The organism is Hydrogenophaga electricum (assembly GCF_030160815.1).
Classification (GTDB): domain Bacteria; phylum Pseudomonadota; class Gammaproteobacteria; order Burkholderiales; family Burkholderiaceae_C; genus Hydrogenophaga; species Hydrogenophaga electricum.
Map to the genome: position 1 here is coordinate 29,210 of NZ_BSPB01000015.1, position 26,185 is coordinate 55,394.

At 67.7% G+C, this 26,185-nt stretch carries 22 protein-coding genes; 12 read left to right on the forward strand and 10 right to left on the reverse strand.

The window, feature by feature from the left end; all coding sequences use genetic code 11:
* The first annotated feature begins 6 nt into the window (after window positions 1-6).
* The gene (locus QQK43_RS11110) at window positions 7-1,323 is read left to right on the forward strand and encodes an NAD(P)/FAD-dependent oxidoreductase (protein WP_284307813.1); all 1,317 of its coding nucleotides are present in this window, start codon (window positions 7-9) and stop codon (window positions 1,321-1,323) included.
* Between the two features lie 501 nt (window positions 1,324-1,824).
* Here the strand turns inward: QQK43_RS11110 and QQK43_RS11115 are convergent.
* The 6 genes from QQK43_RS11115 to QQK43_RS11140 all read right to left on the reverse strand — a co-directional run bounded on the left by QQK43_RS11115 (window position 1,825) and on the right by QQK43_RS11140 (window position 8,938).
* Window positions 1,825-2,253, reverse strand: a complete 429-nt coding sequence (locus QQK43_RS11115; RefSeq protein WP_284307814.1) for a hypothetical protein — start codon at window positions 2,251-2,253, stop codon at window positions 1,825-1,827.
* The gene (locus tag QQK43_RS11120) at window positions 2,250-2,492 is read right to left on the reverse strand and encodes a hypothetical protein (RefSeq protein WP_284307815.1); all 243 of its coding nucleotides are present in this window, start codon (window positions 2,490-2,492) and stop codon (window positions 2,250-2,252) included. Before QQK43_RS11120 ends, QQK43_RS11115 begins: the two co-directional genes overlap by 4 nt.
* 527 nt (window positions 2,493-3,019) lie before the next feature.
* Complete coding sequence (locus tag QQK43_RS11125) at window positions 3,020-4,027, reverse strand: ABC transporter ATP-binding protein (RefSeq protein ID WP_284307816.1); 1,008 nt, start codon at window positions 4,025-4,027, stop codon at window positions 3,020-3,022.
* Window positions 4,020-5,639 carry an ABC transporter permease gene (locus tag QQK43_RS11130; RefSeq protein WP_284307817.1) on the reverse strand — a complete coding sequence of 540 codons (1,620 nt, stop codon included), beginning with the start codon at window positions 5,637-5,639 and terminating at the stop codon, window positions 4,020-4,022. Before QQK43_RS11130 ends, QQK43_RS11125 begins: the two co-directional genes overlap by 8 nt.
* A 73-nt stretch (window positions 5,640-5,712) precedes the next feature.
* Entirely contained in the window at window positions 5,713-6,729 is a 1,017-nt protein-coding gene (locus tag QQK43_RS11135) for an extracellular solute-binding protein (protein WP_284307818.1), read from the reverse strand.
* 31 nt (window positions 6,730-6,760) lie between these two features.
* Window positions 6,761-8,938 (reverse strand): TonB-dependent receptor domain-containing protein, encoded by a 2,178-nt coding sequence (locus tag QQK43_RS11140; RefSeq protein ID WP_284307819.1) that lies wholly within the window; start codon window positions 8,936-8,938, stop codon window positions 6,761-6,763.
* A 302-nt stretch (window positions 8,939-9,240) separates the two neighbouring features.
* On the opposite strand from QQK43_RS11140, the gene copM reads away from it, so the two are divergent.
* Window positions 9,241-9,642 carry a CopM family metallochaperone gene (gene copM, locus QQK43_RS11145; RefSeq protein WP_234266319.1) on the forward strand — a complete coding sequence of 134 codons (402 nt, stop codon included), beginning with the start codon at window positions 9,241-9,243 and terminating at the stop codon, window positions 9,640-9,642.
* A 13-nt stretch (window positions 9,643-9,655) separates the two neighbouring features.
* On the opposite strand, the gene pdxR is transcribed toward copM, so the two are convergent.
* Window positions 9,656-11,140, reverse strand: coding sequence for a MocR-like pyridoxine biosynthesis transcription factor PdxR (pdxR, locus tag QQK43_RS11150; RefSeq protein WP_234266320.1), 1,485 nt, complete (start codon window positions 11,138-11,140; stop codon window positions 9,656-9,658).
* Between the two features lie 154 nt (window positions 11,141-11,294).
* Between pdxR and QQK43_RS11155 the strand changes: the two genes are divergently transcribed.
* From QQK43_RS11155 to QQK43_RS11200, 10 genes are all read left to right on the forward strand, one after another.
* Window positions 11,295-12,095, forward strand: a complete 801-nt coding sequence (locus tag QQK43_RS11155) for a gamma-glutamyl-gamma-aminobutyrate hydrolase family protein (protein WP_234266321.1) — start codon at window positions 11,295-11,297, stop codon at window positions 12,093-12,095.
* 66 nt (window positions 12,096-12,161) lie between these two features.
* The gene (locus QQK43_RS11160) at window positions 12,162-13,523 is read left to right on the forward strand and encodes a glutamine synthetase family protein (RefSeq protein ID WP_234266322.1); all 1,362 of its coding nucleotides are present in this window, start codon (window positions 12,162-12,164) and stop codon (window positions 13,521-13,523) included.
* 123 nt (window positions 13,524-13,646) lie between these two features.
* Window positions 13,647-15,086, forward strand: coding sequence for an aspartate aminotransferase family protein (locus QQK43_RS11165; protein WP_284307822.1), 1,440 nt, complete (start codon window positions 13,647-13,649; stop codon window positions 15,084-15,086).
* A 148-nt stretch (window positions 15,087-15,234) separates the two neighbouring features.
* Complete coding sequence (locus tag QQK43_RS11170; RefSeq protein ID WP_234266355.1) at window positions 15,235-16,404, forward strand: extracellular solute-binding protein; 1,170 nt, start codon at window positions 15,235-15,237, stop codon at window positions 16,402-16,404.
* Window positions 16,405-16,487: 83 nt separating this feature from the next.
* On the forward strand, window positions 16,488-17,582 hold the full coding sequence (locus tag QQK43_RS11175; RefSeq protein ID WP_284307823.1) for an ABC transporter ATP-binding protein: 1,095 nt from the start codon (window positions 16,488-16,490) through the stop codon (window positions 17,580-17,582).
* Between the two features lie 129 nt (window positions 17,583-17,711).
* Window positions 17,712-18,632, forward strand: a complete 921-nt coding sequence (locus tag QQK43_RS11180; protein ID WP_284307824.1) for an ABC transporter permease — start codon at window positions 17,712-17,714, stop codon at window positions 18,630-18,632.
* Complete coding sequence (locus tag QQK43_RS11185; RefSeq protein ID WP_284307825.1) at window positions 18,629-19,492, forward strand: ABC transporter permease; 864 nt, start codon at window positions 18,629-18,631, stop codon at window positions 19,490-19,492. The genes QQK43_RS11180 and QQK43_RS11185 overlap by 4 nt, the downstream gene beginning before the upstream one ends.
* Window positions 19,493-19,649: 157 nt before the next feature.
* Entirely contained in the window at window positions 19,650-21,128 is a 1,479-nt protein-coding gene (locus QQK43_RS11190; protein ID WP_284307826.1) for an aldehyde dehydrogenase, read from the forward strand.
* A gap of 132 nt (window positions 21,129-21,260) precedes the next feature.
* Window positions 21,261-22,547, forward strand: coding sequence for a 4-aminobutyrate--2-oxoglutarate transaminase (gabT, locus tag QQK43_RS11195; protein ID WP_284307856.1), 1,287 nt, complete (start codon window positions 21,261-21,263; stop codon window positions 22,545-22,547).
* A gap of 65 nt (window positions 22,548-22,612) precedes the next feature.
* Window positions 22,613-23,953, forward strand: a complete 1,341-nt coding sequence (locus tag QQK43_RS11200; RefSeq protein ID WP_284307827.1) for a type III glutamate--ammonia ligase — start codon at window positions 22,613-22,615, stop codon at window positions 23,951-23,953.
* Between the two features lie 84 nt (window positions 23,954-24,037).
* Here QQK43_RS11200 and QQK43_RS11205 read toward each other — a convergent pair whose 3' ends face one another.
* The 3 genes from QQK43_RS11205 to QQK43_RS11215 form a co-directional block, all read right to left on the reverse strand.
* Window positions 24,038-24,811, reverse strand: a complete 774-nt coding sequence (locus QQK43_RS11205) for a class II aldolase/adducin family protein (protein WP_234266329.1) — start codon at window positions 24,809-24,811, stop codon at window positions 24,038-24,040.
* 202 nt (window positions 24,812-25,013) lie between these two features.
* Window positions 25,014-25,202, reverse strand: coding sequence for a YgaP family membrane protein (locus QQK43_RS11210; RefSeq protein WP_284307828.1), 189 nt, complete (start codon window positions 25,200-25,202; stop codon window positions 25,014-25,016).
* 173 nt (window positions 25,203-25,375) lie between these two features.
* Window positions 25,376-26,041: a Crp/Fnr family transcriptional regulator gene (locus QQK43_RS11215; protein ID WP_284307830.1), complete on the reverse strand. Its 666-nt coding sequence runs from the start codon at window positions 26,039-26,041 to the stop codon at window positions 25,376-25,378.
* Between the last annotated feature and the right edge of the window lie 144 nt (window positions 26,042-26,185).

Genomic DNA, 26,185 nt, shown 5'->3' on the forward strand with positions numbered 1-26,185 from the left:
AACCCCATGTTCAAGCGTTCCCTGATCGGCTCGGACACCCAGCTCAACCGCCTGAGCTATTACGAGGCCAGCGTGCAGCGTCCGCCCTTGCAGCCGCCGCTGCAGGGCGAGGTAGAGGCCGACGTGGTGGTGGTCGGCGGTGGTTTCGCCGGCCTGTCGGCGGCGCTGGAGATGGCGCAGCGGGGCCTGTCGGTGGTGCTGCTGGAGGCCGACCGCGTGGGCTCGGGCGCCAGCGGGCGCAACGGCGGACAGGTGATCGTGGGCTACGCGAGCGGGCAGGAGCCATTCGAGCAGCAGCTTGGCGCCGCCGACGCGCAAACCGCCTGGAACCTCTCGGTCGAGGCGGTGGACCTGGTGGAGCGCCGCATCGCCGAATACGGCATCGATTGCGACTGGCAGCGCGGCTACCTGTACGTGGCCGACGCGCCGCGCAAGGTGCAGGCGCTGCGCAACGAGGCCGAGAGCCTGCGCCGGCAGGGCATCGATTGCGACTGGGCCGAAGGCGCCGACGTGCGCCGCCTGATCGACAGCCCGCGCTACCTGGCGGCCGCATACGAAAGCCGTTCCGGCCACCTGCACCCACTCAAGTACGCGCTGGGTCTGGCGCGCGCGGCCGAGGCGGCGGGGGTGCGCATTCACGAAGGCTCGCCGGTGACCGCGCTGGAGCGCGGCGCCACGCTGGTGGCGCGCACCGCGCAGGGCCGCGTGAAGGCGCGCTTTGGCGTGTTGGCGGGCAACTGCATGCTGCCCGAATACGGCCCGGCTGTGGCGCCCGACATCGCGCCGCGCATCATGCCCGTGGGCACCTACATCGTCGGCACCGCGCCGCTGGACGAAGCGCTGTGCCGGCGCCTGATTCCCAGCAACGCGGCGGTGTGCGACAACAACTTCGTGCTCGACTACTTCCGTTTCAGCGCCGACCGGCGCATGCTGTTTGGCGGCCGCGTGAGCTATACCGCGCTGACGCCGCCCGATCTGCGCAGCACCATGGCGCGCCGGATGGCGCAGGTGTTTCCGGATCTGCGCGACGCGCCGGTCGATTACGTGTGGGGCGGCTTCGTGGACATCAGCATGAACCGCGCGCCCGACTTCGGGCGGCTGGGCGACAACCTCTACTACCTGCAGGGATTCAGCGGCCATGGCGTGGCGCTGACCGGTCTGGCGGGCCAATTGGTGGCCGAGGCGGTGGCGGGGCAGGCTGGGCGTTTCGACGTGTTTGCGCGCCTCAAGCACCACGCCTTCCCGGGCGGCAAGCTGCTGCGCACGCCGAGCCTGGCGCTGGGCATGCTCTGGTACCGGATGAAAGACGTGATGGGGGGGTGATCGGCCCTGGTTCCGGTCCGGGTCCGAGCGTCTGCCCACCCGCGGGTGCTGCGCAGACGCCAGGGGGTCTCTCGGTGCCGGTGGCAGCGATGCCCGGCCCGTGCGAGGCCGCGCCGTGTGCCTGGCCAGTCGCCGGTGTCGCGCCTTCTCAGGGCCGACCTGGCGCTGGGGCGAAAAGGGGACAGGGTCTGGGGTTTCACCCCCGTCTGACGGCGTGGCTTGGGCACGCTCCCGCCGGTCCCAGAGGGTGCGCACAGGCGCACCGGCCTCACGAGCGAACGGGTCTCACGGGCAGGCGCTGATGGCCATGCCCCCCAGCGGTCGTTGTGTGCGGCGCGATCTACGGGCGCATTGAGGGTGGAGGCACGCCGGTTCGTCACGCCCAGCCACTGGCGCCTGGGCGCCTGTCGACGCCCAAGCGCTGGAATGTGCTCGCGCTCCCGCTGTTAATGCCTTTAACGTTTCGCATCGGGCCAGCGATGGAGCGCGGGCAAATGCCATTCACACCCGTTCTGCCAATCCACCGTAAGAGACGACGCACGACAATCTGCCTGCAGTGGCGGCGATCGCAAATCCGGCACTAAACTGGTTCGGATTTTCGGTCACTTGATAAACCAGTGCTGCCGTACCGCCGCTGCCATCCGAGTAGGTGGTGGTGAACCCAGCGTCGTCCGCGTCGACTTCGCCATGCAAATCGATATCGCTCAGTTTCACCGAAATTTTTCGCCCGTCCTGACGCACAGTGGGCGTAAATTGCAACTGATAGGGAAGGCCCGTTAGGCACGTATCGGAAAACTTTTGCAATGTCAGGGTGTAATTGCCCGAAAATCGGCCGCCGTCCCCATCACCGCCGCCGCAGGCCGTCAGGAGTCCAGCGGACAACAGGAGGCCGATGGCGATACGCTTGAATGGCGTTTTTGCGAAGGTCATGGCCGGCCCCCCGTCTGCTGGTAGGCGGGTTTGATCAATTTTGCCGCCAGATTCTCGACGGCTGTTTTGGCGCTGTTCGCGTCGGCCGCCGGGGTGCTGGCAGAGGGAGCCGTGCTTTTTCTCAATACAAGCTGTTTTTTGGCCGCTTCTACCGCTTGGGATTCTGCTGTGCCTGGGCTCGCGTGAATAGCGCCGGCGGAAAGGCATATTGATAAATAAAAGATAACCCTGATGTTCATGTTGATCCCATTTTGGTAAGAGCAGCCTCGGAAATGAATGCCTGCGTCAATGACAAATCGGTCGCATCGACCGTATAAATGTAATGAAGTGTTTTATTAAAATTGTCGCGTCTGTGACAGGGCAAGCATTCGGGTTTCCGATGGGCGCCAGCGCATGCAATGGGCCTCAAAGCCTGTCCCGTGCGTGGGGGCGCGCGAAACCCTGCATCGGCGGTTCGATGCGCTGTTGCGCCCGGCCGGCATCGTCTGCACGAACCCGACGTGCGGGGTCCGATGGAGGTAGGCCCTGAAGGGCCACCCCGGGCACGGCGGCTTGTGGGCCCCTATCGGCGTGGTGCCGACGCGGGCCCGGTGCACAGGGTGAAGGGCACAGCGGGCAACGGCCAACGTCCCATGACGGGGGATGCGGGCGCACGCGCTGCTGCGCGGTAAAGACGCCGTGGTGCTGGCCGACGCGGGCGATCCGCGTGTGGACCCGCGTCCACCGATGGGGTGGGGCCCTGCGCAAGGGGCGGTCGAAGGGGCTTTCAGCCCCGCGGCATCAAGCCCACGGTGGCGCCGATCTCGTGCGGCTGGCTCATGCCGCCGTGCACCAGCACCGGGGTGCCGTCCACCTGCACGGTGTAGAGGAAGTGGCTGCCGCGGAAGACGCGCTCGGTCACGGTGCCGTGCACGGCGCTGCCGGCGTCGATGCGCAGGTCCTCCGGGCGCACCAGCACCTGGGTGGTGCCGTCGGCGTCGAAGTGGGGGGCGTCGGCCGGCACCGGGCCGGCCACGGTTTGCCAGGGGCCGCCAGCGCCGGCTGCTTGCGCGGGCAGCAGCACGCCTTCGCCGATCAGGCGCGCTACCTCGGGGGTGGCGGGGCGGTGGTAGACGTCGAAGGCGCTGTCCCACTGGTGCAGGCGTCCGCCGACCATGACGCCGACGGCGTCGGCCATCGCGAAGGCTTCGTGCTGGTCGTGCGTGACCATCAGCGCGGTGGCGCCGGCCTGGCGCAGGATGGCCCGGATTTCGCGCGCGATGGCCACGCGCAGGCTGGTGTCGAGGTTGGAGAAGGGTTCGTCCAGCAGCAGCAGGGCCGGCTGCGGGGCCAGCGCGCGCGCCAGCGCCACGCGCTGTTGCTGGCCGCCCGAGAGTTCGTGCGGCCAGCGTTTTTGCAGGCCCTCGAGCCCGACCAGGGAAAGCATTTCGGACACGCGGCGCTGGCGCTCGGCGGCGCTCAGCCGGCCCAGGCCGAAGGCCACGTTGCCCTGCACGTTCAGGTGCGGGAACAGCGCGTGGTCCTGGAACACCATGCCGATGCCACGTTCGCGCGGCGGCAGGTGGTGCTCGGCCGAGGCCACAGTGCGGCCGGCCAGCGCGATGCGGCCGGCGCGCAGCGGCTCGAAGCCGCCGATGGCGCGCAGCAGCGTGGTTTTGCCGCAGCCCGAGGGGCCGAGCAGGCAGCCGATTTCGCCCCGGGGCAGGGCCAGAGAGACGGCCTGGACGACGTCGGTGCGGCCGTAGCCGAGGGTGACGCGGTCGACTTCAAGCATGGGTGTCGTCATGGGGAGCAGCGGTCGAGGTGGGCTGGCGCTCGGTCTGGGCTACCAGCAGCGCCACGGGCAGCAAGCCGACGAGCACGATGGCCAGTGCGGGCAGCGCGGCCTGGTCCCACAGGGATTCGGTGGTGAGCTGGAACACGCGCACGGCCAGGGTGTCCCAGCCGAAGGAGCGGGTCATGAGGGTGATGGGCATTTCCTTCATGACGTCCACCAGCACCATCAGAAAGCCCGAGAGCAGGCCGGTGCGCAGCAGGGGCAGGTGCAGGCGGCGCAGGGTCTGCCCGGTGGTCAGGCCGAGCGAGGCGCAAGCGTCTTCCTGGCTGCGGCTGATGCGTTGCATGGCGCTGTCGGTGGCCTGGTGGGCCACGGCCACGAAGCGCGCCGACAGCGCCAGCAACATGGTGGCCAGCGTGCCTTTGAGCAGGGTCAGGCCTTCGTAGCCGAGCGGGCGCAGCAGGGGCAGCAGCTGGTCGTCGAGCCAGGCGATGGGCACGAACACGCCCACGGCCAGCACCACGCCTGGGAAGGCGTAGCCGATCACCGCCAGCCGCACCAGCCAGGCGGTGCCGGCGTCGGCGTGCAGGCGGCGCAGCCAGGACAGCAGCAGCGCCAGCACGGTGGTGATGCTGGCGGTGGCCAGGGCCAGTTGCAGCGAGTTCCAGGCGAAGCCCCAGTAGCGCTCGTCGAGGTCTTCGCGCCAGACGCTCAGCGACCAGGCGACGATCTGGACCATCGGCACCACGAAGGCGACCGCCAGCACCGCGGCGCAGGCGGCGAAGGCGCCCCAGCGGGCGCGGCCGCGCAACGCGATGCGGCCCTGGCGGCTGGCGGCCGTGTGGTAGCGCTGGGCCTCGCGCGAGCGCTGTTCGGCCGCGATCAGCAGCAGCACCACCAGCACCAGCAGCGCGGCCAGTTGGGCCGCCGCGCCGAGGTTGTGCAGATCGAACCAGGCTTTGTAGAGCGCGGTGGTGAAGGTGTCGAAGTTGAACACCGCCACGGCGCCGAAGTCGGCCAGCACCTCCATCAGCACCAGTGCCAGGCCGGCGATGATCCAGGGCCGCGCCATGGGCACGGCCACGCGCAGCACCGCGCCAGTGGCCGAGTGGCCGAGCGACTGCGCCGCTTCCATGGCGCGCCGGCCCTGGGTCAGGAAGGCGCTGCGGGCGAGCAGGTAGACGTAGGGATAGAACGCACACACCAGGGCCAGCGTCAGCCCCCAGAGGCTGCCCCGGATTTCGGGGAACCAGCGGCTGGAGCCGAACACGGCCCGGATCGCGCTTTGTACCGGGCCGGCGAACTCGAACAGCCCCATCTGCACGAAGGCCAGTACGTAGGCCGGAAAGGCCAGCGGCAGCACCAGCGCCCAGGCGAACACGCGCCGGCCCGGGAATTCGTACAGGGTGGTCAGCCAGGCCAGCGGCACGCCGATGAGTAGCACGCCGGCGGCGACCAGCGCCATGAGCAGCGCGGTGTTGGCCAGCACGCGCGGCAGCACGTACCGCCACAGGTGTTGCCAGACGTCCGACTGGGGCGTGAGCGCGAGCGCCACCACCACGCCCAGGGGAATGAGCGTGAGCAGGGCGATGGCCCCCACAGCGGCCATGCCCCTCCAGGGCCGTTTGAGCGGCCGAGGGAGGGGCATGGCGGGTGAGGGGCTGGCCGTCGTCAGGTCGGTATCAGCGGTAGCCAACGCGGTCCAGCAGGCGGATGGCGGCGGCTTGTTTGGAGCCGATGTCGGCCGCGTTCAGCGGGCTGGGCACGAACTTGCCCCAGGCTTTGACGATGGGATCGGCCTCGGCCTTGGGGTTGATCGGGCTCTCGAAAGTGCCGTGCGTGTAGGCGTTCTGAACGGCTTGGCTGGACAGCCATTCGAGCAGCTTGCGCGCGCCATCGGGGTTCTTGGCGTGCGCGGTCACGCCAGCGCCCGAGAGGTTGACGTGCGCGCCGCCTTCACCAGTCCCCTGGTTGGCCCAGAAGAGCTTGACCTTCTGGTTGAAGTTGGGCTCCTTGGACAGGATGCGGCCGTAGTAGTAGGTGTTGGCGATGCCCACTTCGCACTGGCCGGCCTCGATGGCCTTGAGCAGGCTGTTGTCGTTGGTGAAGACGTCGGTGGCCAGGTTGGCGACCCAGCCCTTGGCGATTTCCTCGGCCTTGGCTTCGCCGTGTTTGGCGATCATCATGGCCGTGAGCGACTGCGTGTAGGTCTGCTTGCTGGTGCGCAGGCACAGCTTGCCCTTCCACTTCGGCAGCGCCAGGTCTTCGTAGGTGGACAGGTTCTTGGGATCGACCTTGCCCTCGGCGTAGAAGATGGTGCGCTCGCGTTGCGACAAGCCCCACCAGCGGCTACCCGGGTCGCGGAAATTGGCCGGCACGTTGGCGTCGAGCGCGGACGATTCGACCTTGCGCAGCAGGCCGCGTTCGGCCGCGTTCCAGAGGTTGCCCATGTCGACGGTGATCAGCACATCGGCCGGCGAGCTGGCGCCTTCGGCCGCCAGGCGCTCGGCGAGCGAGCCGCCGCGGTCGGTCAGCAGGTTGATCTTGACGCCGGTTTCCTGGGTGTAGCGGTCCAGCGTGGGCTTGAGCAGTTGTTCGATGCGCGACGAATACACGGTCACCGCCTGCTGGGCCAGCGCCTGCGAGGTCAGGCCCAGGGTGGTCAGGCCGGCGGCCAGGGCGAATTTCAAGCTTTTCAAAACGGAATCTCCTGATGCGGTGCGGGGGAAATCAGAACGTCACGTTGGCCTTGAGCCAGAGCGTGCGGCCGGCCGGCGCCGTGCCCTTGGTGGCGGAGGTGGTCTTGTAATAGACGCTGCCCAGCACGGTCTCGCCGGCGCTGTTGGTCCAGGCCTTGTACTTGTCGAAGTCCTTGTCGAACAGGTTGTAGAGGTTGGCACTCAGCGTGACGTTCCTGCTCAGCTTGTACGACGTGCCCAGGTGGAACAGCGAATAGGCTTGCAGGTCGCCCAGCGCGAGGTATTCGCGGCGGTTGTCGCCGGTGAGCTGGGTGGCATCGCCGTCGAAGCGGCGGCTTTCGCCGCGGTATTCGCCGCGCAGCCAGACGCTCCAGCGTTCGCCCGGTGTCCAGTTCAGCTGGGCCGACGCCACGTGTTCGGCGGTGTCGCTGAGCTGGCCGCTCTTGCGGCCGTTGACGATGGCTTCGCTGTCGGTCCAGGTGTAGTTGACGCCCAGCGACCACTGCTTGTTCAGCGCAAACTTGTTGCCCAGCTCCAGACCCCAGGTCTTGCCTTCGTCGATGTTGATCGAGTACGTGGCGGTGGGGTTGACCGAGCAGCTGGAGATCCACACATTGCTGCAGTCGCCGCCGCTGCTGATGCGGTCCTTGATGCGGTTGTGGAACAGCGTGGCCGAGCTGGTGATGCCGCGCTGGTTGTCAAAGGCCACGCCCAGTTCGGTGCTGGTGCTGGTCTCGGGCTTGAGCGTGGGGTTGCCGATGCTCAGCACCGTGCCCTGGCCGCTGACGTTGTTCATGCCGTCGATGAGCTGGTTCACGCGCGGGGCCTTGAAGCCCTGGCTGACGCCGCCCTTGACGGTCCAGTTCGGGTTGGCGGTCCAGACCAGGTAACCGCGTGGCGAGAACTCGCCGCCGAACGCGTCGTGGTGGTTGTAGCGCCCGCCCAGGGTGGCGGTGAGGCTGTCGCTCAGCCGCCATTCGTCTTCGGCGAACAGGGCCCACATGGTCTGGCTGTAGCGCTGGCTCAGCAGACCGTCCTTGAGGTCGGCATCCCACCACTGGGCACCGGTGGTGAGCACGTGTTGCTCTCCCAGCGGGGTGACCAGCTTGGTGTCCAGCACCGTGTCGGTGGCTTTGAGTTCGCGGGCGGTGCCGGCGCTGGGATCGCGGGCCGGACGGGCCGCCGTGGGAATGGTGCGGCCGATGGTTTCGGTGACGTTGCGCGTCAGGCTCGATTCGATCAGGCCGATGCCCAGCCGGCTGGTGTGGCCGATGGCCACCTGGTCGCGGTTGAAGCGCATGAAGTCGCGGTAGCCCGACGCCGTGGGGGTCGTGGCGCCGGTGGCGCAGTTGACGTAATCGCGCGTGCCCAGGCGGCAATCTTCGTTGTTGTACCAGGTGCGGTCCTGCTCGACGTCGAGCCACAGATCGTGCGACTTGCTGGGGGTGAGCGTCAGCTTGGCGCCGACGGCATGCTGGCGGCTCTCGCCCGGGCGCGGATCGCGGCCCGTTCCCTGGATGATGCGGTCGGACGCGTCGCGGTCGTAGACGTTGCCGCGCACGGCCAGGCCCAGCGTGTCCGGAACCAGCGGACCGCTGGCGTACACGCTGAGCTTGCGCTGATCGCCTTCGCTGCTGGCGCCGGGAATGCCCACTTCCAGGCCGGCGCTGCCGCTCCAGGACTTGGCCACCTTGCGCGTGATGATGTTGACCACGCCGCCCATGGCGTCGGAACCGTACAGCGTGGACATGGGGCCGCGGATGATTTCGATGCGCTCGATGGCCGAGAGCGGCGGCACGAAGCTGGTGTGCGCGGCGCTGAAGCCGTTGGGCGTGACGTCGCCGGCCGCGTTCTGGCGCCGGCCGTCGATCAGGATCAGCGTGTATTCGCTGGGCATGCCGCGGATGCTGATGTCCAGCCCGCCGGTCTTGCCGGTGGTGCCCAGCACGTCGACGCCTTCGACCCCCTGCAGCGCCTCGGCGAGATCGCGGAACGGGCGGCTTTCCAGTTCGCTGCGCGTGACCACCGAGATGGACGCCGGTGCCTGTTTCAGGTCCTGCTCGAAACCGGAAGCGGTCACCACCACCTCCGACAGGACGGTTTCGGTCTGGGCGCTGGCCAGGCTGGCGCAGGCACCCAGGGCCGCGAACACGGTCACGCGCAGGGTGAACGGAAGCGCGCGAACACGCGGGCGGGCGGAGGGGGTCATGCTCAAACTCCTCAAGGACAGAAAGGGAGCCGGTTCGCGGTGCCAGGCCATCGGGCCTGTCCGGACGGCGGGGCCAAAGGCCCAGACGGTTGCACTTAATTTCTTAAGTTAAGCGAATGTAAACGAGAAACATTCTTTTTTGCATTAAAGCCCGAGCGCACCTCCCGGGTTTTCCCTTGCTGTTGCGGCGGATGGCGCCCTCTGTGGTGCTGGTGCTGGCGGGCGTGGCCGGGCCGGTGGTGCAACTTTCTGCCAGGGCAGGGTTCTGATGGGCGTCCCTTTTTTTCTGGCTGGAGGCCTCTGTGTCCGTTGCTTCGACCGTTTCCCGTGTTCCGGCCCTGGTGGCCGCTGTCCTGCTCACCGTCCACGGCGCTGCGGCCTGGGCCCAGACCGATCACGCCGGGCACGGCGCCCCGGCGGCGGCCGCGCAGAAGGCCGCACCTTCGTCCCAGGAGTTCCAGGCGGCCAACGACCGCATGCACCGCGACATGGGGGTGGCGCTCACGGGCGATGCCGACCGCGACTTTCTCGCCGGCATGATTCCCCACCACCAGGGGGCCATCGACATGGCCGAGGTGGTGCTGCGCCACGGCAAGGACGCGCGCGTGCGCCAGCTGGCCGAAGAGATCATCCGCGCCCAGAAGGCCGAGATCGCGCAGATGCAGGCCTGGCTGCGCGAGATGCCGGCCGCGCCGACACGCTGAGTTCGCCGGCTGTTCAGCCGGCCCGGGCCAGGGCGTCGCGCACCACGGCCGCCAGCTGGCGACCGGCCGGCCCGATGCCGGCCATGGGGGCGTAGCCGTAGCCGATGACCAGGCCCTGCAGGTCCTGGCGGCGCAGGCAGTAGGCCGACAGCGGCCGCACCGTCAGCCCTTGCTGGGCCAGCCGCTGGGCCAGTTGCCGGTCGTTCACGCCCGGAGGCAGGCGCAGGCACAGGTGCAGGCCCTGGTCGGCGCCGCTGATGAAGGTGTCGCCCGCGAGCACGGGGCGCAGCGCGTCGAGCAGGGCCCCGCGCCGTTCGGCGTAGCTCTGCCGGGCCCGCCGCAGCGCGCTGCTGAAGTGGCCCATTTCGATGAATTCGGCCAGCGCGGCCTGCAGCGGCATCTGCCCCGGGCGGTTGAAGTCGTAGTGCGCCTGGCGGAAGGCGTCGGCCAGCGGCTTGGGCACCACCAGGTAGCCCAGCTTGATGCCGGGGTAGAGCACCTTGGAGAAGGTGCCCATGTAGAACACCCGGCCGTCGGGATCGAGGCCTTCCAGGCTGGACAGCGGCGGGCCGCTGAAGCGGTATTCGCTGTCGTAGTCGTCTTCCAGGATCCAGGCGTTGTGCGCGCGCGCGGTGGCCAGCAATTGCTGGCGCCGCGGCAGCGACATCACGGCTCCGGTCGGGTACTGGTGCGAAGGCGTCACGTAGATCAGGCGTGGCGGGTGGGCGTCGTCGGGCCCGCCGGGCCGGATGCCTTGATCGTCCACCGTCACCGGGTGCAGCTGCAGTCCGGAGGCCATGAAGGCTTTGGCCGCGCCCCAGTAGGCCGGGTCCTCCACCCAGACGGTGTCGCCGTGGTCGGCCAGCAGGCGCGCGCACAGCTCGATCGACTGCTGGGTGCCGGTGGTGACGATGACCTGGTCGGCGTCGAGCTGCACGCTGCGGAACACGCGCAGGTAGTCGGCGATGGCGCGGCGCAGCGGCGCGTAGCCCCCGGAGTCGTTGTAGTCCAGCATGTCCGGGTAGGTCATGCGCCAGTGCTTGTTCTGCAGCCGCTGCCAGAGCGTGAGCGGAAAGGCGCTGAAGTCGGCAATGCCGGGCGTGAAGGGCTGGACCTCCAGCTCGCTGGCGCGGAAAGCGGCGGTGAGCGCCTCGCCCCGGCGTGAGAGCCGGGCCATGGGCGCGGGGGCCAGGCCCAGGCCGGGGCGGCGCAGCGGGTTGCCGCCGGCGCGGGGCACGGAGTCGTTGACATAGGTGCCGCTGCCGACCCGGCTGGCCAGATAGCCTTCGACGCTGAGCTGGTTGATGGCGGCCACCACGGTGTTGCGCGACAGGCCCAGATCCTGCGCCAGGTCGCGGCTGGAGGGCAGCCGCTCGCCGGCCCCGAGCTTGCCTTCGAGCATGGCGCGGCGCAGCGCCTCGTAGAGCTGGCGGTGCAGCGGCAGGGCGTCGCGCGCGCCCAGGCGGTTCATTTCGGCCAGCAGGTACTCGGACAACATGTCTGTGGATTTCCGTGCGGAGCAGGAGGTCGGGGTGCCGGCCCGGACGCGGATCGGTGCCGGGATCGCGTCAAATGGCACCATAAGGTGGCATCAACTGGCTCTGATTGTGATCCAATTTGCAGAACAGAATGGTTTCAGTCTTGGAGACACCATGAAAAACCCGCCTTGCATGGTCTGGCTGCCGGCCGATCACCGACTCATGGGCGACCATGGGCACCAGATGCCCTTTCTGGTGCTGGGTGACAAATACGCCCGCGCCGTCAAGGTGGGGGCCGAGGCCCAGCCCGTCATGTTTCCCCTGGCCGACACCGGGCAGATTCAGGAACTGCTCTCGATGGTGGACGGCGTGATGCTGACCGGTTCGCCGTCGAACGTGCACCCTTCGCATTTCGACGAAGCCGTCGCCGACCCCAGCCTGCCGCTCGATCCGGCGCGCGACCAGCTCACGCTGGCGCTGGTGCGGGCCTGCGTGCACGAAGGCGTGCCGCTGCTGGGCGTGTGCCGCGGCTTCCAGGAAATCAACGTGGCGCTGGGCGGCACACTGCACCAGCGGGTGCACGAGGTGCCGGGCCTGATGGACCACCGCGAGCCCAAGACCGCCCCGTTCGAGGTGCAGTACGCACCCAGCCACCCGCTGCGGCTGGTGCCGGGCAGCGTGTTCGAGACCTGGGCTGGCGGCAGCGAGGTCATGGTCAATTCGCTGCACGGGCAGGGCATCAACCGCCTGGCCCCGGGTCTGGACGCGCTGGCCCATGCGCCGGACGGTCTGGTCGAAGCCTTCGGCGTGCGCGGCGCGCGCACCTTTGCCTACGCGGTGCAGTTCCACCCGGAATGGCGCTGCTGGGAAACCCCTTTCTACGGGGCCATCTTCGAGGCGTTCGGGCGGGCCTGCCGCTCGCGCCAGAGTCTGCGCCTGCAGGCGGCCGACCTGGCGCGCCATACCCCCGCCTGACTCCGTCCGCAGATCGGGCAATATCGCGTCACCGACCAACCCAAACAGCCAAACAGGAACCCGCATATGTCCAGCCCCCAGACCTTCAACGACCTGGAGCAATGGCTCAACCAGCACCGCGTGACCGAGGTGGAATGTCTGGTGCCCGACCTGACCGGCGTGGCACGCGGCAAGATCCTGCCGCGCGAGAAGTTCACCGAAGACCGGGGTATGCGGCTGCCACAGGGCATCGTGGGCATGGGCGTGACTGGCGAGTTTCCTGAAAGCGGACCCTATTACGACGTGGTCGACCCGACCGACCGCGACATGCAGCTGCGGCCCGATCCCTCGACCGTGCGCATCGTGCCCTGGGCCGTCGATCCGACCGCGCAGGTGGTGCACGACTGTTTCGACCACCAGGGCAAGCTGGTGCCGTTTGCACCGCGCAGCGTGCTGCGCCGCATCTGCGACCTGTTCGACGCGGAAGGCTGGGAGCCCGTGGTGGCGCCCGAGCTGGAGTTCTACCTGACCGCACGCAACACAGACCCCAACACCCTGCTCAAGCCGCCCATCGGCCGCAGCGGCCGCGCCGAGACCTCGCGCCAGGCCTATTCCATCGACGCGGTCAACGAGTTCGACCCGCTGTTCGAAGAGATCTACGACTACTGCGACAAGATGAATCTCAACGTGGACACGCTGATCCACGAGGTGGGCGCGGGCCAGATGGAGATCAACTTTTTCCACGCCCACCCGCTGGGCCTGGCCGACGAGGTGTTCTTCTTCAAGCGCACCGTGCGCGAGGCCGCGCTGCGCCACGACATGTACGCCACCTTCATGGCCAAGCCCATCGCGGGCGAGCCCGGCAGCGCGATGCACGTGCACCAGAGCATCGTCGACAAGGCCACCGGCAAGAACATCTTCAGCAACCCGGACGGTTCGCCCTCCGAGGCCTTCTACCACTACATCGGTGGCCTGCAGCGCTACATCCCGGCGGCCATGGTGCTGGTGGCGCCCTACGTGAACAGCTACCGGCGCCTGAGCCGCCACACCGCCGCGCCGATCAACATCGAATGGGGTCACGACAACCGCACCGTCGGCATCCGTTCGCCCATCTCCACCCCGGCCGCGCGCCGCATCGAAAACCGCGTGATCGGCGCCGACGCCAATCCCTACGTGGCCATGGCCATGACGCTGGCCTGCGGCTACCTGGGCATGAAGAACAAGATCAAGCCCAAGTCGGAGATGAAGGGCGACGCCTACCTCTCGCCCTACGCGCTGCCGCGCAGCCTGGGCGAGGCGCTCGACTGGCTGCGCCGCGAGACCGACCTGCACGAGGTGCTGGGCAAGGAGTTCGTGACCATCTACACCGAGATCAAGGAACTGGAATTCGAAGAATTCATGAAGGTGATCTCGCCCTGGGAGCGCGAACACCTGCTGCTGCATGTTTGACCCCCGCGCCGCAGGGAAGGCCCCCCCGCAGCCTTTGGCGTCACCCCCAGGGGCAACGCTGGCGGCTCCGGCGGAGCCGGTTCCGCGGCGTTCTCGACGAATACATCCCGAAAGTGAGACCCTATGAACACTTCCACCCTCATCGCTCCGCCAGCGCTGGTGCAGCGCGCTGAAAAGCAGGACACCCAGGCCATCCAGGCGCTGGACAGTGCGCACTTCATCCACCCGTTCACCGACCACGGGGATCTGGCCACGCGCGGCGCGCGGGTGATCACACATGCCGACGGCATCTATGTCTGGGATTCGGAAGGGAACAAGATCCTCGACGGCATGAGCGGCCTGTGGTGCGTCAATGCCGGTTATGGCCGCAAGGAGCTGGCCGATGCGGCCTACCAGCAGCTGATGACGCTGCCGTTCTACAACAGCTTCTTCCAGACCACCAACGTGCCGGCGGTGCAACTGGCCGCCAAGCTGGCGGCGCTGGCACCGAAGGTGGGCGACCGCTCGTTCAACCACGTGTTCTTCAGCAGCAGCGGCAGCGAAAGCAACGACACCAACGTGCGCATGGCGCGCCGCTACTGGGACCTGCTGGGTCAGTCCCAGCGCAAGGTCATCATCAGCCGCCACAACGCCTACCATGGCTCCACCATGGCCGGCGCCTCGCTGGGCGGCATGAGCGGCATGCACGCGCAGGGCGATCTGCCGATTCCCAACATCACCCACATCGACCAGCCCTACTACTTCGAGAACGCCCGCGGTGGCGAGAGCAAGGCCGACTTCGGCCTGCGCGCCGCGCGCTGGCTGGAAGAAAAAATCCTCGAAATCGGGCCCGAGAAGGTGGCCGCCTTCATCGCCGAGCCGGTGCAGGGTGCCGGCGGCGTGATCATCCCGCCCGAAACCTACTGGCCCGAGATCCAGCGCATCGTTGACCAGTACGGCATCCTGCTGATCTGCGACGAGGTGATCTGCGCCTTTGGCCGCCTGGGCCACTGGTTTGCCTACGAGAAGTTCGGCATCAAGCCCGACCTGGTGACCTTCGCCAAGGGCGTCACCAGCGGCTACATCCCGCTGGGCGGTGTGATGGTGGGCAACCGCGTGGCCGAGGTGCTGATCGACAAGGGCGGCGAGTTCAACCACGGCTACACCTACAGCGGCCACCCCGTGGCCTGTGCCGTGGGCCTGGCCAACCTGAACCTGATGGAGCGCGAGAACCTGCCGGGCCGGGTGCGCACCGAAACCGGGCCGTATCTGGCCACGCAGTTCGAGGCGCTCAAGGACCACCCGCTGGTGGGCGACGCTGAGACCTGCGGCTTCGTGGCAGGCCTGGTGCTGGTCAAGGACAAGGCGAACAAGCAGATGTTCGACCCGGACCGGGCGGTGGGCATGATCTGCCGCGGCCACTGTTTCCGAAACGGCCTGATCATGCGCGCCGTGGGCGACCGCATGATCATCGCGCCGCCGCTGAGCATGACGGTGGCGCAGATCGACGAAATGATGGGCCTGATCCGCCGCTGTCTGGACGCGACGCTGGCCGATGTGCGTGACCAGGGCCTGTTGGCGTGAATAGAATGCGTCTGCAGTGCGTTTCGCCCCATTTTGGGGACAAGGTTGGTCCGCGACTTGCTATTTCAGCGTACAAGTGCACGACCGACTTCGCTGCGCCGATCTCTGGTTTCCACCCCCATCCTCTCCTGGAGTGTTCGTCATCATGATGAAAAAGCATGTCCTGGCCCTGGCCATCTCCGCTGTCCTGCTGGCCGCCTGCGGCAAGAAGGAAGAACCCGCACCGGCGCCGGCCCCGGTCGAGACCACCGCTGCAGCACCGGCCGCTCCCGCCGGCCCGGTGCTCGATGACGAGAAGGTCCTCAACATCTACAACTGGCCCGACTACATCACGGAGACCATGATTGCCGATTTCGAGAAGGAAACCGGCGTCAAGGTGAACTACGACACCTTCGAGAACAACGAAGCGCTGCACGCCAAGCTGGTGGCCGGCAACTCGGGCTACGACATCGTGATCCCCACGGCCGGCTTCGGCAAGAAGCAGATCGACGGTGGCCTGTACCAGGAAATCGACAAGACCAAGATCCCCAACTACGCCAACCTCGATCCCGAGTTCATGGCCAAGATCGCGGGCGTCGATCCGGGCAACAAGCACTTCGTGCCCTGGGCCTGGGGCTTCACCACCGTGGGCATCAACAAGCAGAAGGTGGAAAAGGCGCTGGGCGGCATGCCGATGCCCGAAAACGCCTGGGACCTGGTCTTCAAGCCCGAGTACGCCAACAAGCTCAAGGGCTGCGGCATCATCTACCTGGATTCGCCGAGCGAAATCCTGCCGGTGGCGCTGCACTACGTCGGCAAGCCCGCGTACAGCGAAAACCCCGAGGACTTCAAGGAAGCCGGTGCCATGCTGGCCAAGGTGCGCAAGGACGTGCGCCTGTTCTCCAGCACCATGATCGACGACATCGCCGGCGGCAAGGGCTGCGCCTTCATCGGCTGGTCGGGTGACATCAACATCGCGGCAGACCGCGTCAAGGAAACCGGCGGCAAGGACGAGATCGTGCCGCTGCTGCCCACCGGCGGTGGCCTCGTGTTCATCGACACCATGGCCATTCCGAAGGACGCCAAGCACCCGAACAACGCGCTGGCCTTCATGGACTTCTACCTGCGCGCCGAAAACGGTGCCGCCATGGCCAACGAGATGAACTACCCCACGGGCAACAAGGCCGCGCTGCCGATGATCAAGGACGAGGTCAAGGGCAACAAGACCATCTTCCTGTCGGACGAAGACACGGCGCGTCTGATCCCCACCGGCGGCTTCTCCAACGAAGTGTCCGGCGTGGTCAACGACACCTACAACGCCTTCAAGCGCGGCAAGTAAGTCGCAGCACCGGGAGCGGGCTGTTCAATCCCTGGGGTTGAGCAGCCCTTTTTTTATCGATCGCACGAGAAACGGACACCCACATGGCTGAGCAAGCAGGCTTTCTGGTCACCGAAAAACTGGTCAAGCGTTTCGACGAAGCGGTGGCCGTGGACGAAGTGTCGCTGTCCATCGGCAAGGGCGAGATCTTCGCGCTGCTGGGCAGCTCGGGCTGCGGCAAGTCGACCCTGCTGCGCATGCTGGCCGGTTTCGAGACCCCCACCAAGGGCCGCATCCTGCTCGGTGGCCAGGACGTGGCGCGCATGCCGCCCTACGAGCGCCCCGTCAACATGATGTTCCAGAGCTATGCGCTGTTTCCGCACCTGAACATCTGGGAAAACATCGCCTTCGGCCTCAAGCGCGAGGGCCTGCCCAAGGACGAGATCCAGAAGCGCACCGACGAGATGCTGGCGCTGGTGCAGCTCTCGCCCTACGCCAAGCGCAAGCCGCACCAGCTCTCGGGCGGCCAGCAACAGCGCGTTGCGCTGGCACGCAGCCTGGCCAAACGGCCCAAGCTGCTGCTGCTGGACGAGCCGCTGGGCGCGCTCGACAAAAAGCTGCGCGAGCAGACCCAGTTCGAGCTGGTCAACATCATCGAGAAGGTGGGCGTGACCTGCGTGATGGTGACGCACGACCAGGAAGAGGCCATGACCATGGCCAGCCGCATCGCCATCATGAGCAAGGGCCGCGTGCTGCAGGTGGGCACGCCGCAGCAGATCTACGAATACCCGGCCAACCGTTTCGTGGCCGACTTCATCGGCAACGTCAACCTGTTCGAAGGCCAGCTCACGGTGGACGAGCCCGACCGCTGCGCCGCCAGCACCAGCATCGGCGAGATCAGCATCGGCCACGGCATCAGCGGCTCGCTGGGCATGCCGGTGGCGGTGGCGGTGCGGCCCGAAAAGATCAGCATCGCCAAGACCCGGCCCGCGCATGTGCAGGTCAACCTGTTCTCCGGCCGGGTCAAGGAAATTGCCTACTTCGGCTCCTACAACACCTACATCCTGCTCACCCCGCAGGGCACGAAGGTCAAGATCACCGAGCCCAACGGCTCGCGCCACGAAATGCTGGGCATCACCTGGGAGGACGACGTGTTTTTCTGGTGGGAGGACATGGACGCGGTGGTGCTTCGGGACTGATGGTCCCCCCCGCGCCGCGCCTCCGGCGCGTCACCCCCTCAAAGGGGCGATGCGGGTGACCCGGCAAAGCCGGTTCCACCGCATCTTCGTCTCAGGTCTTTTCTTTCGGTCGATTTTTCGGAGCAGATGATGGCCTCTTCCTCTCTCCCCGTCCCCGGCAAGCGCTTCGTCATCGGGGTGCCTTACGCCTGGTTGTTCATCTTCTTTTTCCTGCCGTTCCTGATCCTGCTGTACATCAGCTTCGTGGACATGGGCACGGACATCCACCCGTTCAAGCCGATCTGGGACACCACCACCGGCCTGCTGCACCTGAAGTACGAAAACTACTTCTCGATCTTCCGCACGGAAGAGGGCGCACCGCTGTTCAAGACGCTGTATGTCGACGCCTACCTGCGATCAATCTGGTACGCGCTGCTGACGGCGATCTTCTGCCTGGTGATCGGCTACCCCTTCGCCTACTTCCTGGCGCGCTCGCCGGCCAGTGTGCGGCCGGCGCTGCTGCTGATGGTGATGCTGCCGTTCTGGACCTCCTTCCTGTTGCGTGTTTACGCCTGGAAGGGCATCCTGGCCGATCAGGGCGTGCTCAACCGCTTGCTGATGACCATCGGCCTGACGTCCGAGCCCATCCCCATGCTCTACACCAACGTCTCCATGCTGGTGGGCATGACGTACGTGTACCTGCCCTTCATGGTGCTGCCGCTCTACGCCAACCTGGTGAAGATGGACTTCCGCCTGCTCGAAGCGGCCTACGACCTGGGCACCTCGCCTTTCAAGGCCTTCTGGCTCATCACGGTGCCGCTGTCCAAGGCCGGCATCATCGCGGGCTTCATGCTGGTGTTCATCCCCTGCGTGGGTGAATTCGTGATCCCCTCGCTGCTCGGCGGGCCGGAAAACCTGATGATCGGCCGCGTGGTGTGGGACGAAATGTTCACCGCCAACGACTGGCCCAAGGCGACCGCGCTGGCGGTGGTGATGATCGCGCTGATCGTCGTGCCGCTGGCCGTCTATTACCACTACACCGGTGACCGCAGCGAAGGGGGCAAGGCATGAAGGCATTCCTCGAAAAACACTTCGGCAAGTTCTGGCTGGCGGTGGTCTATGGCTTCCTGTACCTGCCGCTGCTGTTCATGATCGTGTTCTCGTTCAACAGCACGCGGCAGGACGCGCGCTTCACTGGCTTCTCGCTGCGCTGGTACGAGGCGCTCACGCGCGACACCAAGATCGTCGAGGGCTTCTGGCTGTCGCTCAAGGTAGCGGCCATCACCGGCGTGCTCTCGGCCACGCTGGCCACCTTCGCGGCCTTCGTGCTGGTGCGCTACCGGCGCTTCCTGGGCCGCACCGTGTTCAGCGGCATGGTCAACGCGCCGCTGGTGATGCCCGAGGTGGTGATCGGCCTGTCGCTGCTGCTGCTGGCGGTGGGCGCGCAGAATGCCTTCGGCTGGCCGCAGCGCGGCATGCTCACCATCATCCTGGGCCACACCCTGCTGGGCATGGCCTACGGCGTAGTGGTGATCCAGAGCCGCCTGCAGGAAATGAACCGCAGCCTCGAAGAAGCCGCCATGGATCTGGGCGCCAAGCCGTACCAGGTGTTCTTCCTGGTGACCCTGCCCAATGTGTTCCAGGCCATCCTGGCGGCCTTTCTGCTGGCGTTCACGCTGTCGTTCGACGACGTGGTGATCGCCGAATTCCTCTCCGGCCCGGGCGTGAACACGCTGCCGCAGGTGATCTTCGGCTACGCGCGCCGCGGCATCAACCCGACCATCTACGCCGCCGCCACGCTGCTGATCACCACCGTGACCATCGTCATCGTGGCCTATGCGGTCTGGGTGGCGCGCGCCACCCGCAAGCGCGAACGCGAGATCGCCGCTGCCGCGCGGGCCGAAGTTGCGGCCCTGAGCGGCGTCAAATAAGGCAGGGGTTTTGCGGCGACGGGCCGGTCGGGCGTGATGCCTGCCGGCCCGTCGCCTTTGGCCGGCACTGGACGCGTGGCGCGGGGCCAAAGTGGATGGTTCCTGAAGGCGGGAATCGGCGTAGCATGGTGCCAATTTTCCGAGGAGATCCCTGCCCATGACCGACACCGCCGCCCCGACCTTCGACGGCCGCGCCCTCATCAACGGTGAGCGGATGGCCGCCCGCGATGGCCAGACCTTCGACTGCCTCTCGCCGGTCGACGGTCGCCTGTTGACGCAGGTCGCGCGCTGCGGCCAGGCCGACATCGACGCCGCCGTGGCCGCGGCCCGCGCTGCTTTCGAAGACCGCCGCTGGGCCGGCAAGGCGCCCGCGCAGCGCAAGCGCGTGATGATCCGGTTCGCCGAGCTGATCCAGGCCAACGGCGATCTGCTGGCGCTGACCGAGGCGCTCGATATGGGCAAGCCGGTCAAATACGCCAAAGGGGTGGACGTCAACAGCGCCGCCAACTGCATCCGCTGGTACGGCGAGGCGGTGGACAAGGTCTACGACGAGATCGCGCCCACGCCCGACACCGCGCTGGCCCTGATCACGCGCGAGCCGGTGGGCGTGGTCGGCGTCATCGTGCCCTGGAACTACCCCATGATCATGGCGGCGTGGAAGATCGCGCCGGCCCTGGCCGCGGGCAACTCGGTGGTGCTCAAGCCTTCGGAGAAAAGCCCGCTGACCGCGCTCAAACTGGCCAAGCTGGCGCTGGAAGCCGGCATCCCGCCGGGCGTGTTCAACGTGGTACCAGGCTTTGGCCCCGAGGCTGGCAGCCCGCTGGCGCTGCACATGGACGTGGACTGCATCGCGTTCACCGGCAGCACGCGCGTGGGCAAGCAGATCCACGTGATGGCCGGCCAGAGCAACCTCAAGCGCGCGTGGACCGAGCTGGGTGGCAAGTCGCCCAACATCGTGTTCGCCGATTGCCCCGACCTGGACAAGGCGGTGGAAGCCGCGGTGGGCAGCATCTTCTTCAACCAGGGCGAGAGCTGCAACGCACCTTCGCGCCTGTTCGTCGAAGCCTCGATCAAGGACGCCTTCCTGGAGAAGGCCTTAAAGCTGGTGCCGCAGTACCAGCCGGCGAATCCGCTGGACAAGAACACCGTGATGGGCGCCATCGTCGACGAGACGCAACTGGCCACCGTGCTGCGCTACATCGAATCGGGCAAGAGCGAAGGCGCCAAGCTGCTGGCTGGCGGCGAGCGCGTCGCGCCCGTGGCCGGCGGTTGCTACGTGCAGCCCACCATCTTCGACGGCGTGACCAACAGCATGACGATCGCGCGCGAAGAGATCTTCGGCCCGGTGCTGTCGGTGCTGAGCTTCACCGACGCGGCCGACGTGGTGAAGCAGGCGAACAGCAACATCTACGGCCTGCAGGCCGCCGTGTGGACGCGCGACATCAACAAGGCCCACGGCGTGGCGCGCGCGCTGCGCGCCGGCACGGTGCACGTCAACAGCTACGACGAAGACGACATCACCGTGCCCTTCGGCGGCTTCAAGCAGAGCGGCGTGGGGCGCGACAAGTCGCTGCACGCCTTCGACAAGTACACCGAGACCAAGACCACCTGGATTCGCATCGACAGCCCTTTGTGAACCGGGGTGTGGCGGGCCCGTCACGCCCGCGCAGGCAGGCTTCCAGCGCGCCGGATGCCGCTGTCACCGCTGGATGCCCGCCTGCGCGGGCATGACGAAACCTTCTTTCGAATGGAGCTTTCCATGAACGCCATGAACGACCTCAAGACCGATCACACCAACGCCGCCTGGCATGCGCGCCGGCAGGCGGCCACGCCGCGCGGCGTGGGCGTGATGGGCGACTTTTTCATCGACCACGCCAAGAACGCCGAGTTCTGGGACATCGAGGGCCGCCGCTTCATCGACTTCGCAGGCGGTATCGCGGTGCTCAACACCGGCCACGTGCACCCCAAGGTGCAGGCCGCCATCGCCGCGCAGCTGCAGCGCTTCACGCACAGCTGCTACCAGGTGGTGCCGTACGCCGAGTACGTGACGCTGGCCGAACGCATCAACGCGCTGGTGCCCGTGGCGGGTCCGGCCAAGACGGCGTTCTTCTCCACCGGCGCCGAGGCGGTGGAAAACGCCATCAAGATCGCGCGCAGCGCCACCGGCCGCAGCGGCGTGATCGCCTTCGGCGCGGCCTTCCACGGCCGCAGCCTGTTCTCGGTCGCGCTGACCGGCAAGGTCGTGCCCTACAAGGTCGGCTTCGGCCCGTTCCCGCCCGAGATCTACCACGTGCCGTTCCCGGCCGAAGGCGCTTCGCTGGCCGAAACGCAGAAGGCGATGGAGCAGGTGTTCAAGTGCGACATCGAACCCTCGCGCGTGGCGGCCATCATCTTCGAGCCGGTGCAGGGCGAGGGCGGCTTCAACCCCATCAGCCGCGAGGCGGCGCAGTGGCTGCGTGCGCTGTGCGACCAGCACGGCATCCTGCTGATCGCTGACGAGGTGCAGACCGGCTATGGCCGCACCGGCAAGCTGTTCGCCATGGAGCACTTCGGCGTCCAGCCCGATCTGATGACCATGGCCAAGAGCCTGGCCGGCGGCACCACGCTGTCGGCGGTGTCGGGGCGGCAGGCGGTGATGGACGCGCCCGCGCCGGGGGGGCTGGGCGGCACCTACGCCGGCCACCCGCTGGCCGTTGCGGCGGCCCATGCCGTGCTCGACGTGATGGCCGAGGAAAAGCTGCCCGAACGCGCCCAGGTGCTGGGCGACAAGCTGGTGGCGCACCTGAAGGCGCAGCAGGCCCGGCGCCCGCGCATCCGCGACGTGCGCGGCCTGGGCGCCATGGTGGCCTGCGAATTCACCGACGTCAGTGGCGCGCCCGATGCTGACCTGACCAAGGCGGTGCAGACGGCAGCGCTCCGGCGCGGCCTGCTGCTGCTGACCTGCGGCGTGTACGGCAACGTGATCCGCTTCCTGTTCCCGCTGACCATCGAAGACACCGTCTTCGACGAGGCGCTGGGCATCCTGGACGCCGCGCTGGCCGAAGCGCTGGGCTGATCGCCCGACCCTCACCAGCCGGGCCCTGTCCCGGCTTTTTTGTGCCACTGGCTGAACGGATGCCCATGAGCGCTGCCGCCGACCTGAACGACCAGATGCGGGCCCTGCAGGCGCAGGGCATCCATTCGGTGATGACCACCTTCACCGACCTGCACGGCGTGCCCAAGGGCAAGCTGGTGCCGCTCGATGGCCTGCCCGCCGCCGTGACCACGGGCGCCGGCTTTGCCGGCCCCAGCATCTGGGGCACCGGCCTGCCGCGCATGGGCGCGCGCAGCGAGTACTTCGGCCGTGTGCAGCCCGAAAGCCTGCGCCCGCTGCCCTGGCTGCCGGGCGTGGCGCACGCCGTGTGCGACGGCTTTGCGGGCGGCGAACCGCTGGCCACCTGCTCGCGCCAGATGCTGCGGCGCCAGCTGGCACGCCTGCGCGAACGCGGCTGGACCTTCCACGTCGGCATCGAGCCCGAGTTCTTTCTGCTGCGGCGCGGTGCCGACGGCCGCTGGCAGGTGGCCGATGGCGAAGACCGGCTGGGCAAACCCTCGTACGACCTCAAGGCCCTGGTGCGCAACCATGGTTTCCTCGACGACATGCGCGGCCACCTGGCCGCGCTCGGTTTCGCACTGCAGCAGATGGACCACGAGGACGCGACCGGGCAGTACGAGATCAACTACCGGCACGATGAGGCGCTGGCCGCGGCCGACCGCTTCCAGCTCTTCAAGCTCACCGCGCACAGCGTGGCCGCCCAGCACGGCGCGGTGTTCTCGTGCATGCCGAAACCGCTGGCGCATGCGCCCGGCAGCGGCCTGCATTGCCACATCAGCCTGACCGACGCCCAAGGCCACGCGGTGATGGCCGATCCGGCCGGCCCCATGGGCCTGAGCACCACCGGCCTGCGGTTTGCCGCCGGCCTGCTGGACCACGGCGACGCGCTGGCCGCGCTGTGCGCGCCCACCGTCAACAGCTACAAGCGCCTGGCGGTGAGCGACAGCGCCTCGGGCACGACCTGGTCGCCGGTGTGGAAGGCCGTGGGCGAAAACAACCGCACCTGCGTGCTGCGCACCGTGGAGGGCCGGCTGGAATGGCGCCTGCCCGACGCGTCGTGCAACGTCTACGCCGCGCTGGCGGCCACGCTGGCCGCCGGGCTGGACGGTATTCACCGCGCGTTGCCCGCCCCCGAAGCCTGCGACGACGATCTCTATCAGCGCCACGCCGATGGCGGGCCCCTGCCGCCGCGCCTGCCGCGCGATCTGCACGCCGCCTGTGCGGCCCTGCGCGCCGACGACACGCTGCGCGACGCGGTGGGCACCGCCTTCTGCGACCAGTTCCTGGCGCTCAAACAGGCCGAGTGGGACGCCTACGCGCAGCAGGTGAGCGACTGGGAGCAGCAGCGCTACGCCGACGCGTTCTGAGCCGCAGCGACAGCGCCCGCCCGGCGCCTCCGACCGGCTCCCGCGTCCGTCATGCCCGCGTCCGCGGGCATCCAGGCCGACCCCTCAGGTCTTGTAGGAAGCGTCCGCGCGGTCCAGCTTGCGCAGCAGCGCCGGCCAGGCCAGCATCGCGCCCTGACCGGCGGTCGCGATCTTCATCACCTCGGCCATGCCGGCGAGGATGCGCGGGTCTACCGGGGTGAGTTCACCGCCACCCGCCAGCGCGTCGATCTGGATGCGGCAGGTGTTCTCGAAGGTGTACATCGAGAGGAAGGCGTCGGGGATCGAACTGCCCACGGTCAGCAGGCCGTGGTTGCGCAGCACCAGGAAGTTGGCGCTGCCGAGGTCGGCCTGCAGGCGTGGCTTCTCGTCGGGGCGGAAGGCCACGCCCTCGTAGTCGTGGTACGCCAGCGAGGCCAGCACGAAGGTGCTTTGCTGGCTGATGGGCAGGATGCCGGCCTTCTGCGCGCTGACCGCCACGCCCGCGCGGGTGTGGGTGTGCAGCACGCACTGCACCTCGGGCCGCGCCTCGTGCACCGCGCTGTGGATCACGAAACCGGCCGGGTTGACGGGGAAGGGCGAGTCGTGCAGCTTGTTGCACGCCATGTCGACCTTGACCAGGCTGGACGCCGTGATCTCGTCGAACATCAGGCCGTAGGGGTTGATCAGGAACTGGTGCTCGCCGCCCGTGACGCTGTCGGGCAGCTTGGCGCTGATGTGGGTGAACACCAGGTCGGACCAGCCGTAGGCGGCCACGAGCCGGTAGCAGGCCGCGAGGTCGCAGCGCAATTGCCACTCTTCGGCACTGACCGAGCCTTGGAGTGAGGGGATATCGAGCATGCCGTGTCTCCTGCGCCGCGTCGGGGGTGCGCGGCTGTGCGCGACATGGTCGCGCGCAGAGGGCATGCGGGCTGTCGCAGGACGGACAAGCTATGTGTCCGGAGCGAAGTGCCTTGATCCAGCGATCACGGCAGAACCGGCTTTGCCGGGCCGCACGTGATGTCCCCCCTCTGGGGGGAAGCCGCGCAGCGGCGCAGGGGGGTTACTTGGTCTTGCAGGTGTTGAAGCCCAGGATCGCGTAGGGCGGGCACCAGCCGATCAGGCCGGTGAGCAGCGGCACCACGCCGATGTAGCCCCACAGGCCCACGGTGCCGGTGGCCGCTGCCGCGATCAGGGCCAGGCCGATGACGATGCGCAGGGTGCGGTCGATACCGCCAACGTTCTTGGTCATGTTCAGCTTCCTTCTGAAGAAATGGGCAATGGCCGACCGATGCTGCGGCGTTGTGCCAACGGCGGCTTCAGCCACCACAGCCCGGCGGGCCGGGGTCGGGTGTATTGGAAGGGGACGGGGCGGCAAGGGTCTGTGACTGCGGTCACACGGCGTTGGGTCGCCCGCCGCTCACCTCAGCGCCCCGCCCCCTGCGCCACCTCGCGCAGCGCGGCGCTGTCGCGGATGGTGATGCATTCGCGCGAGAGTTCGACCAGCCCCTCGCGTTCAAAGCGGTGCAGCAGCCGGGTGACGATTTCGCGCACGGTGCCCAGTTCGTCGGCCAGGGCCTGGTGGGTGGCGCGGACCTGGGTGCCGTGGCCGAGCAGGGTGGCGGCCAGGCGGCTGTCGAGCCGCTGGAAGGCGACGGCTTCGATCAGCGCGGTCAGCTCGGCCATGCGCGAGGCGTACAACCCGAGCACGAACTGGCGGAACACGGGGTCGGCCAGCGCGGCCTGGAATTCCGCCGGTCGCAGCAGGGCCAGGGTGGCGTGGGCGGTGGTGGTGCCGCGCGCGCCCAGCGCTTCGCCGCCGAACAGCGCGGCCGAGGACACCAGGCACAACTGGCCGGGTTGCACGCGGTAGAGCTCCAGTTCGCGGCCGTTGGGGGCACTGCGGCAGACCTTGACCTCGCCGCTGACGACCATGGGGAAGCCCTGGCAGGCGTCGCCTTCGCGGAACAGCACGGTGCCGGCCGGCACCTGCAGCAGGGGCAGTTGCCCGGCCAGCGCCGGCAGCCCCGACAGGGCCGGGTAGAGCGCGATCAGGGACGCGGCATCGGTGGCGTTGGGGGCGGTGGACATGCGGCCATTGTAGGCAGCGGGTGGGCGCTGAAGGTGCCGGTCATGGTGGTCTGCGATCCGAATGAGACGGGTTGGTTCATTCGAATTTTTTGAATACCGGATTCAAGCGCGTGCGCTCTGGCGTGCAGGGGTTTTCCCTAAACT

What these genes read in the sequence shown, in the direction of transcription:
- QQK43_RS11110 (WP_284307813.1), top strand. Translation starts at nt 7, where the DNA reads ATGTTCAAGCGTTCCCTGATCGGCTCGGACACCCAGCTCAACCGCCTG.
- QQK43_RS11115 (WP_284307814.1), bottom strand. Translation starts at nt 2,253, where the DNA reads ATGACCTTCGCAAAAACGCCATTCAAGCGTATCGCCATCGGCCTCCTG.
- QQK43_RS11120 (WP_284307815.1), bottom strand. Translation starts at nt 2,492, where the DNA reads ATGAACATCAGGGTTATCTTTTATTTATCAATATGCCTTTCCGCCGGC.
- QQK43_RS11125 (WP_284307816.1), bottom strand. Translation starts at nt 4,027, where the DNA reads ATGCTTGAAGTCGACCGCGTCACCCTCGGCTACGGCCGCACCGACGTC.
- QQK43_RS11130 (WP_284307817.1), bottom strand. Translation starts at nt 5,639, where the DNA reads ATGGCCGCTGTGGGGGCCATCGCCCTGCTCACGCTCATTCCCCTGGGC.
- QQK43_RS11140 (WP_284307819.1), bottom strand. Translation starts at nt 8,938, where the DNA reads ATGACCCCCTCCGCCCGCCCGCGTGTTCGCGCGCTTCCGTTCACCCTG.
- pdxR (WP_234266320.1), bottom strand. Translation starts at nt 11,140, where the DNA reads ATGTTGTCCGAGTACCTGCTGGCCGAAATGAACCGCCTGGGCGCGCGC.
- QQK43_RS11155 (WP_234266321.1), top strand. Translation starts at nt 11,295, where the DNA reads ATGAAAAACCCGCCTTGCATGGTCTGGCTGCCGGCCGATCACCGACTC.
- QQK43_RS11160 (WP_234266322.1), top strand. Translation starts at nt 12,162, where the DNA reads ATGTCCAGCCCCCAGACCTTCAACGACCTGGAGCAATGGCTCAACCAG.
- QQK43_RS11165 (WP_284307822.1), top strand. Translation starts at nt 13,647, where the DNA reads ATGAACACTTCCACCCTCATCGCTCCGCCAGCGCTGGTGCAGCGCGCT.
- QQK43_RS11170 (WP_234266355.1), top strand. Translation starts at nt 15,235, where the DNA reads ATGAAAAAGCATGTCCTGGCCCTGGCCATCTCCGCTGTCCTGCTGGCC.
- QQK43_RS11175 (WP_284307823.1), top strand. Translation starts at nt 16,488, where the DNA reads ATGGCTGAGCAAGCAGGCTTTCTGGTCACCGAAAAACTGGTCAAGCGT.
- QQK43_RS11180 (WP_284307824.1), top strand. Translation starts at nt 17,712, where the DNA reads ATGGCCTCTTCCTCTCTCCCCGTCCCCGGCAAGCGCTTCGTCATCGGG.
- QQK43_RS11185 (WP_284307825.1), top strand. Translation starts at nt 18,629, where the DNA reads ATGAAGGCATTCCTCGAAAAACACTTCGGCAAGTTCTGGCTGGCGGTG.
- QQK43_RS11190 (WP_284307826.1), top strand. Translation starts at nt 19,650, where the DNA reads ATGACCGACACCGCCGCCCCGACCTTCGACGGCCGCGCCCTCATCAAC.
- gabT (WP_284307856.1), top strand. Translation starts at nt 21,261, where the DNA reads ATGAACGACCTCAAGACCGATCACACCAACGCCGCCTGGCATGCGCGC.
- QQK43_RS11200 (WP_284307827.1), top strand. Translation starts at nt 22,613, where the DNA reads ATGAGCGCTGCCGCCGACCTGAACGACCAGATGCGGGCCCTGCAGGCG.
- QQK43_RS11205 (WP_234266329.1), bottom strand. Translation starts at nt 24,811, where the DNA reads ATGCTCGATATCCCCTCACTCCAAGGCTCGGTCAGTGCCGAAGAGTGG.
- QQK43_RS11210 (WP_284307828.1), bottom strand. Translation starts at nt 25,202, where the DNA reads ATGACCAAGAACGTTGGCGGTATCGACCGCACCCTGCGCATCGTCATC.
- QQK43_RS11215 (WP_284307830.1), bottom strand. Translation starts at nt 26,041, where the DNA reads ATGTCCACCGCCCCCAACGCCACCGATGCCGCGTCCCTGATCGCGCTC.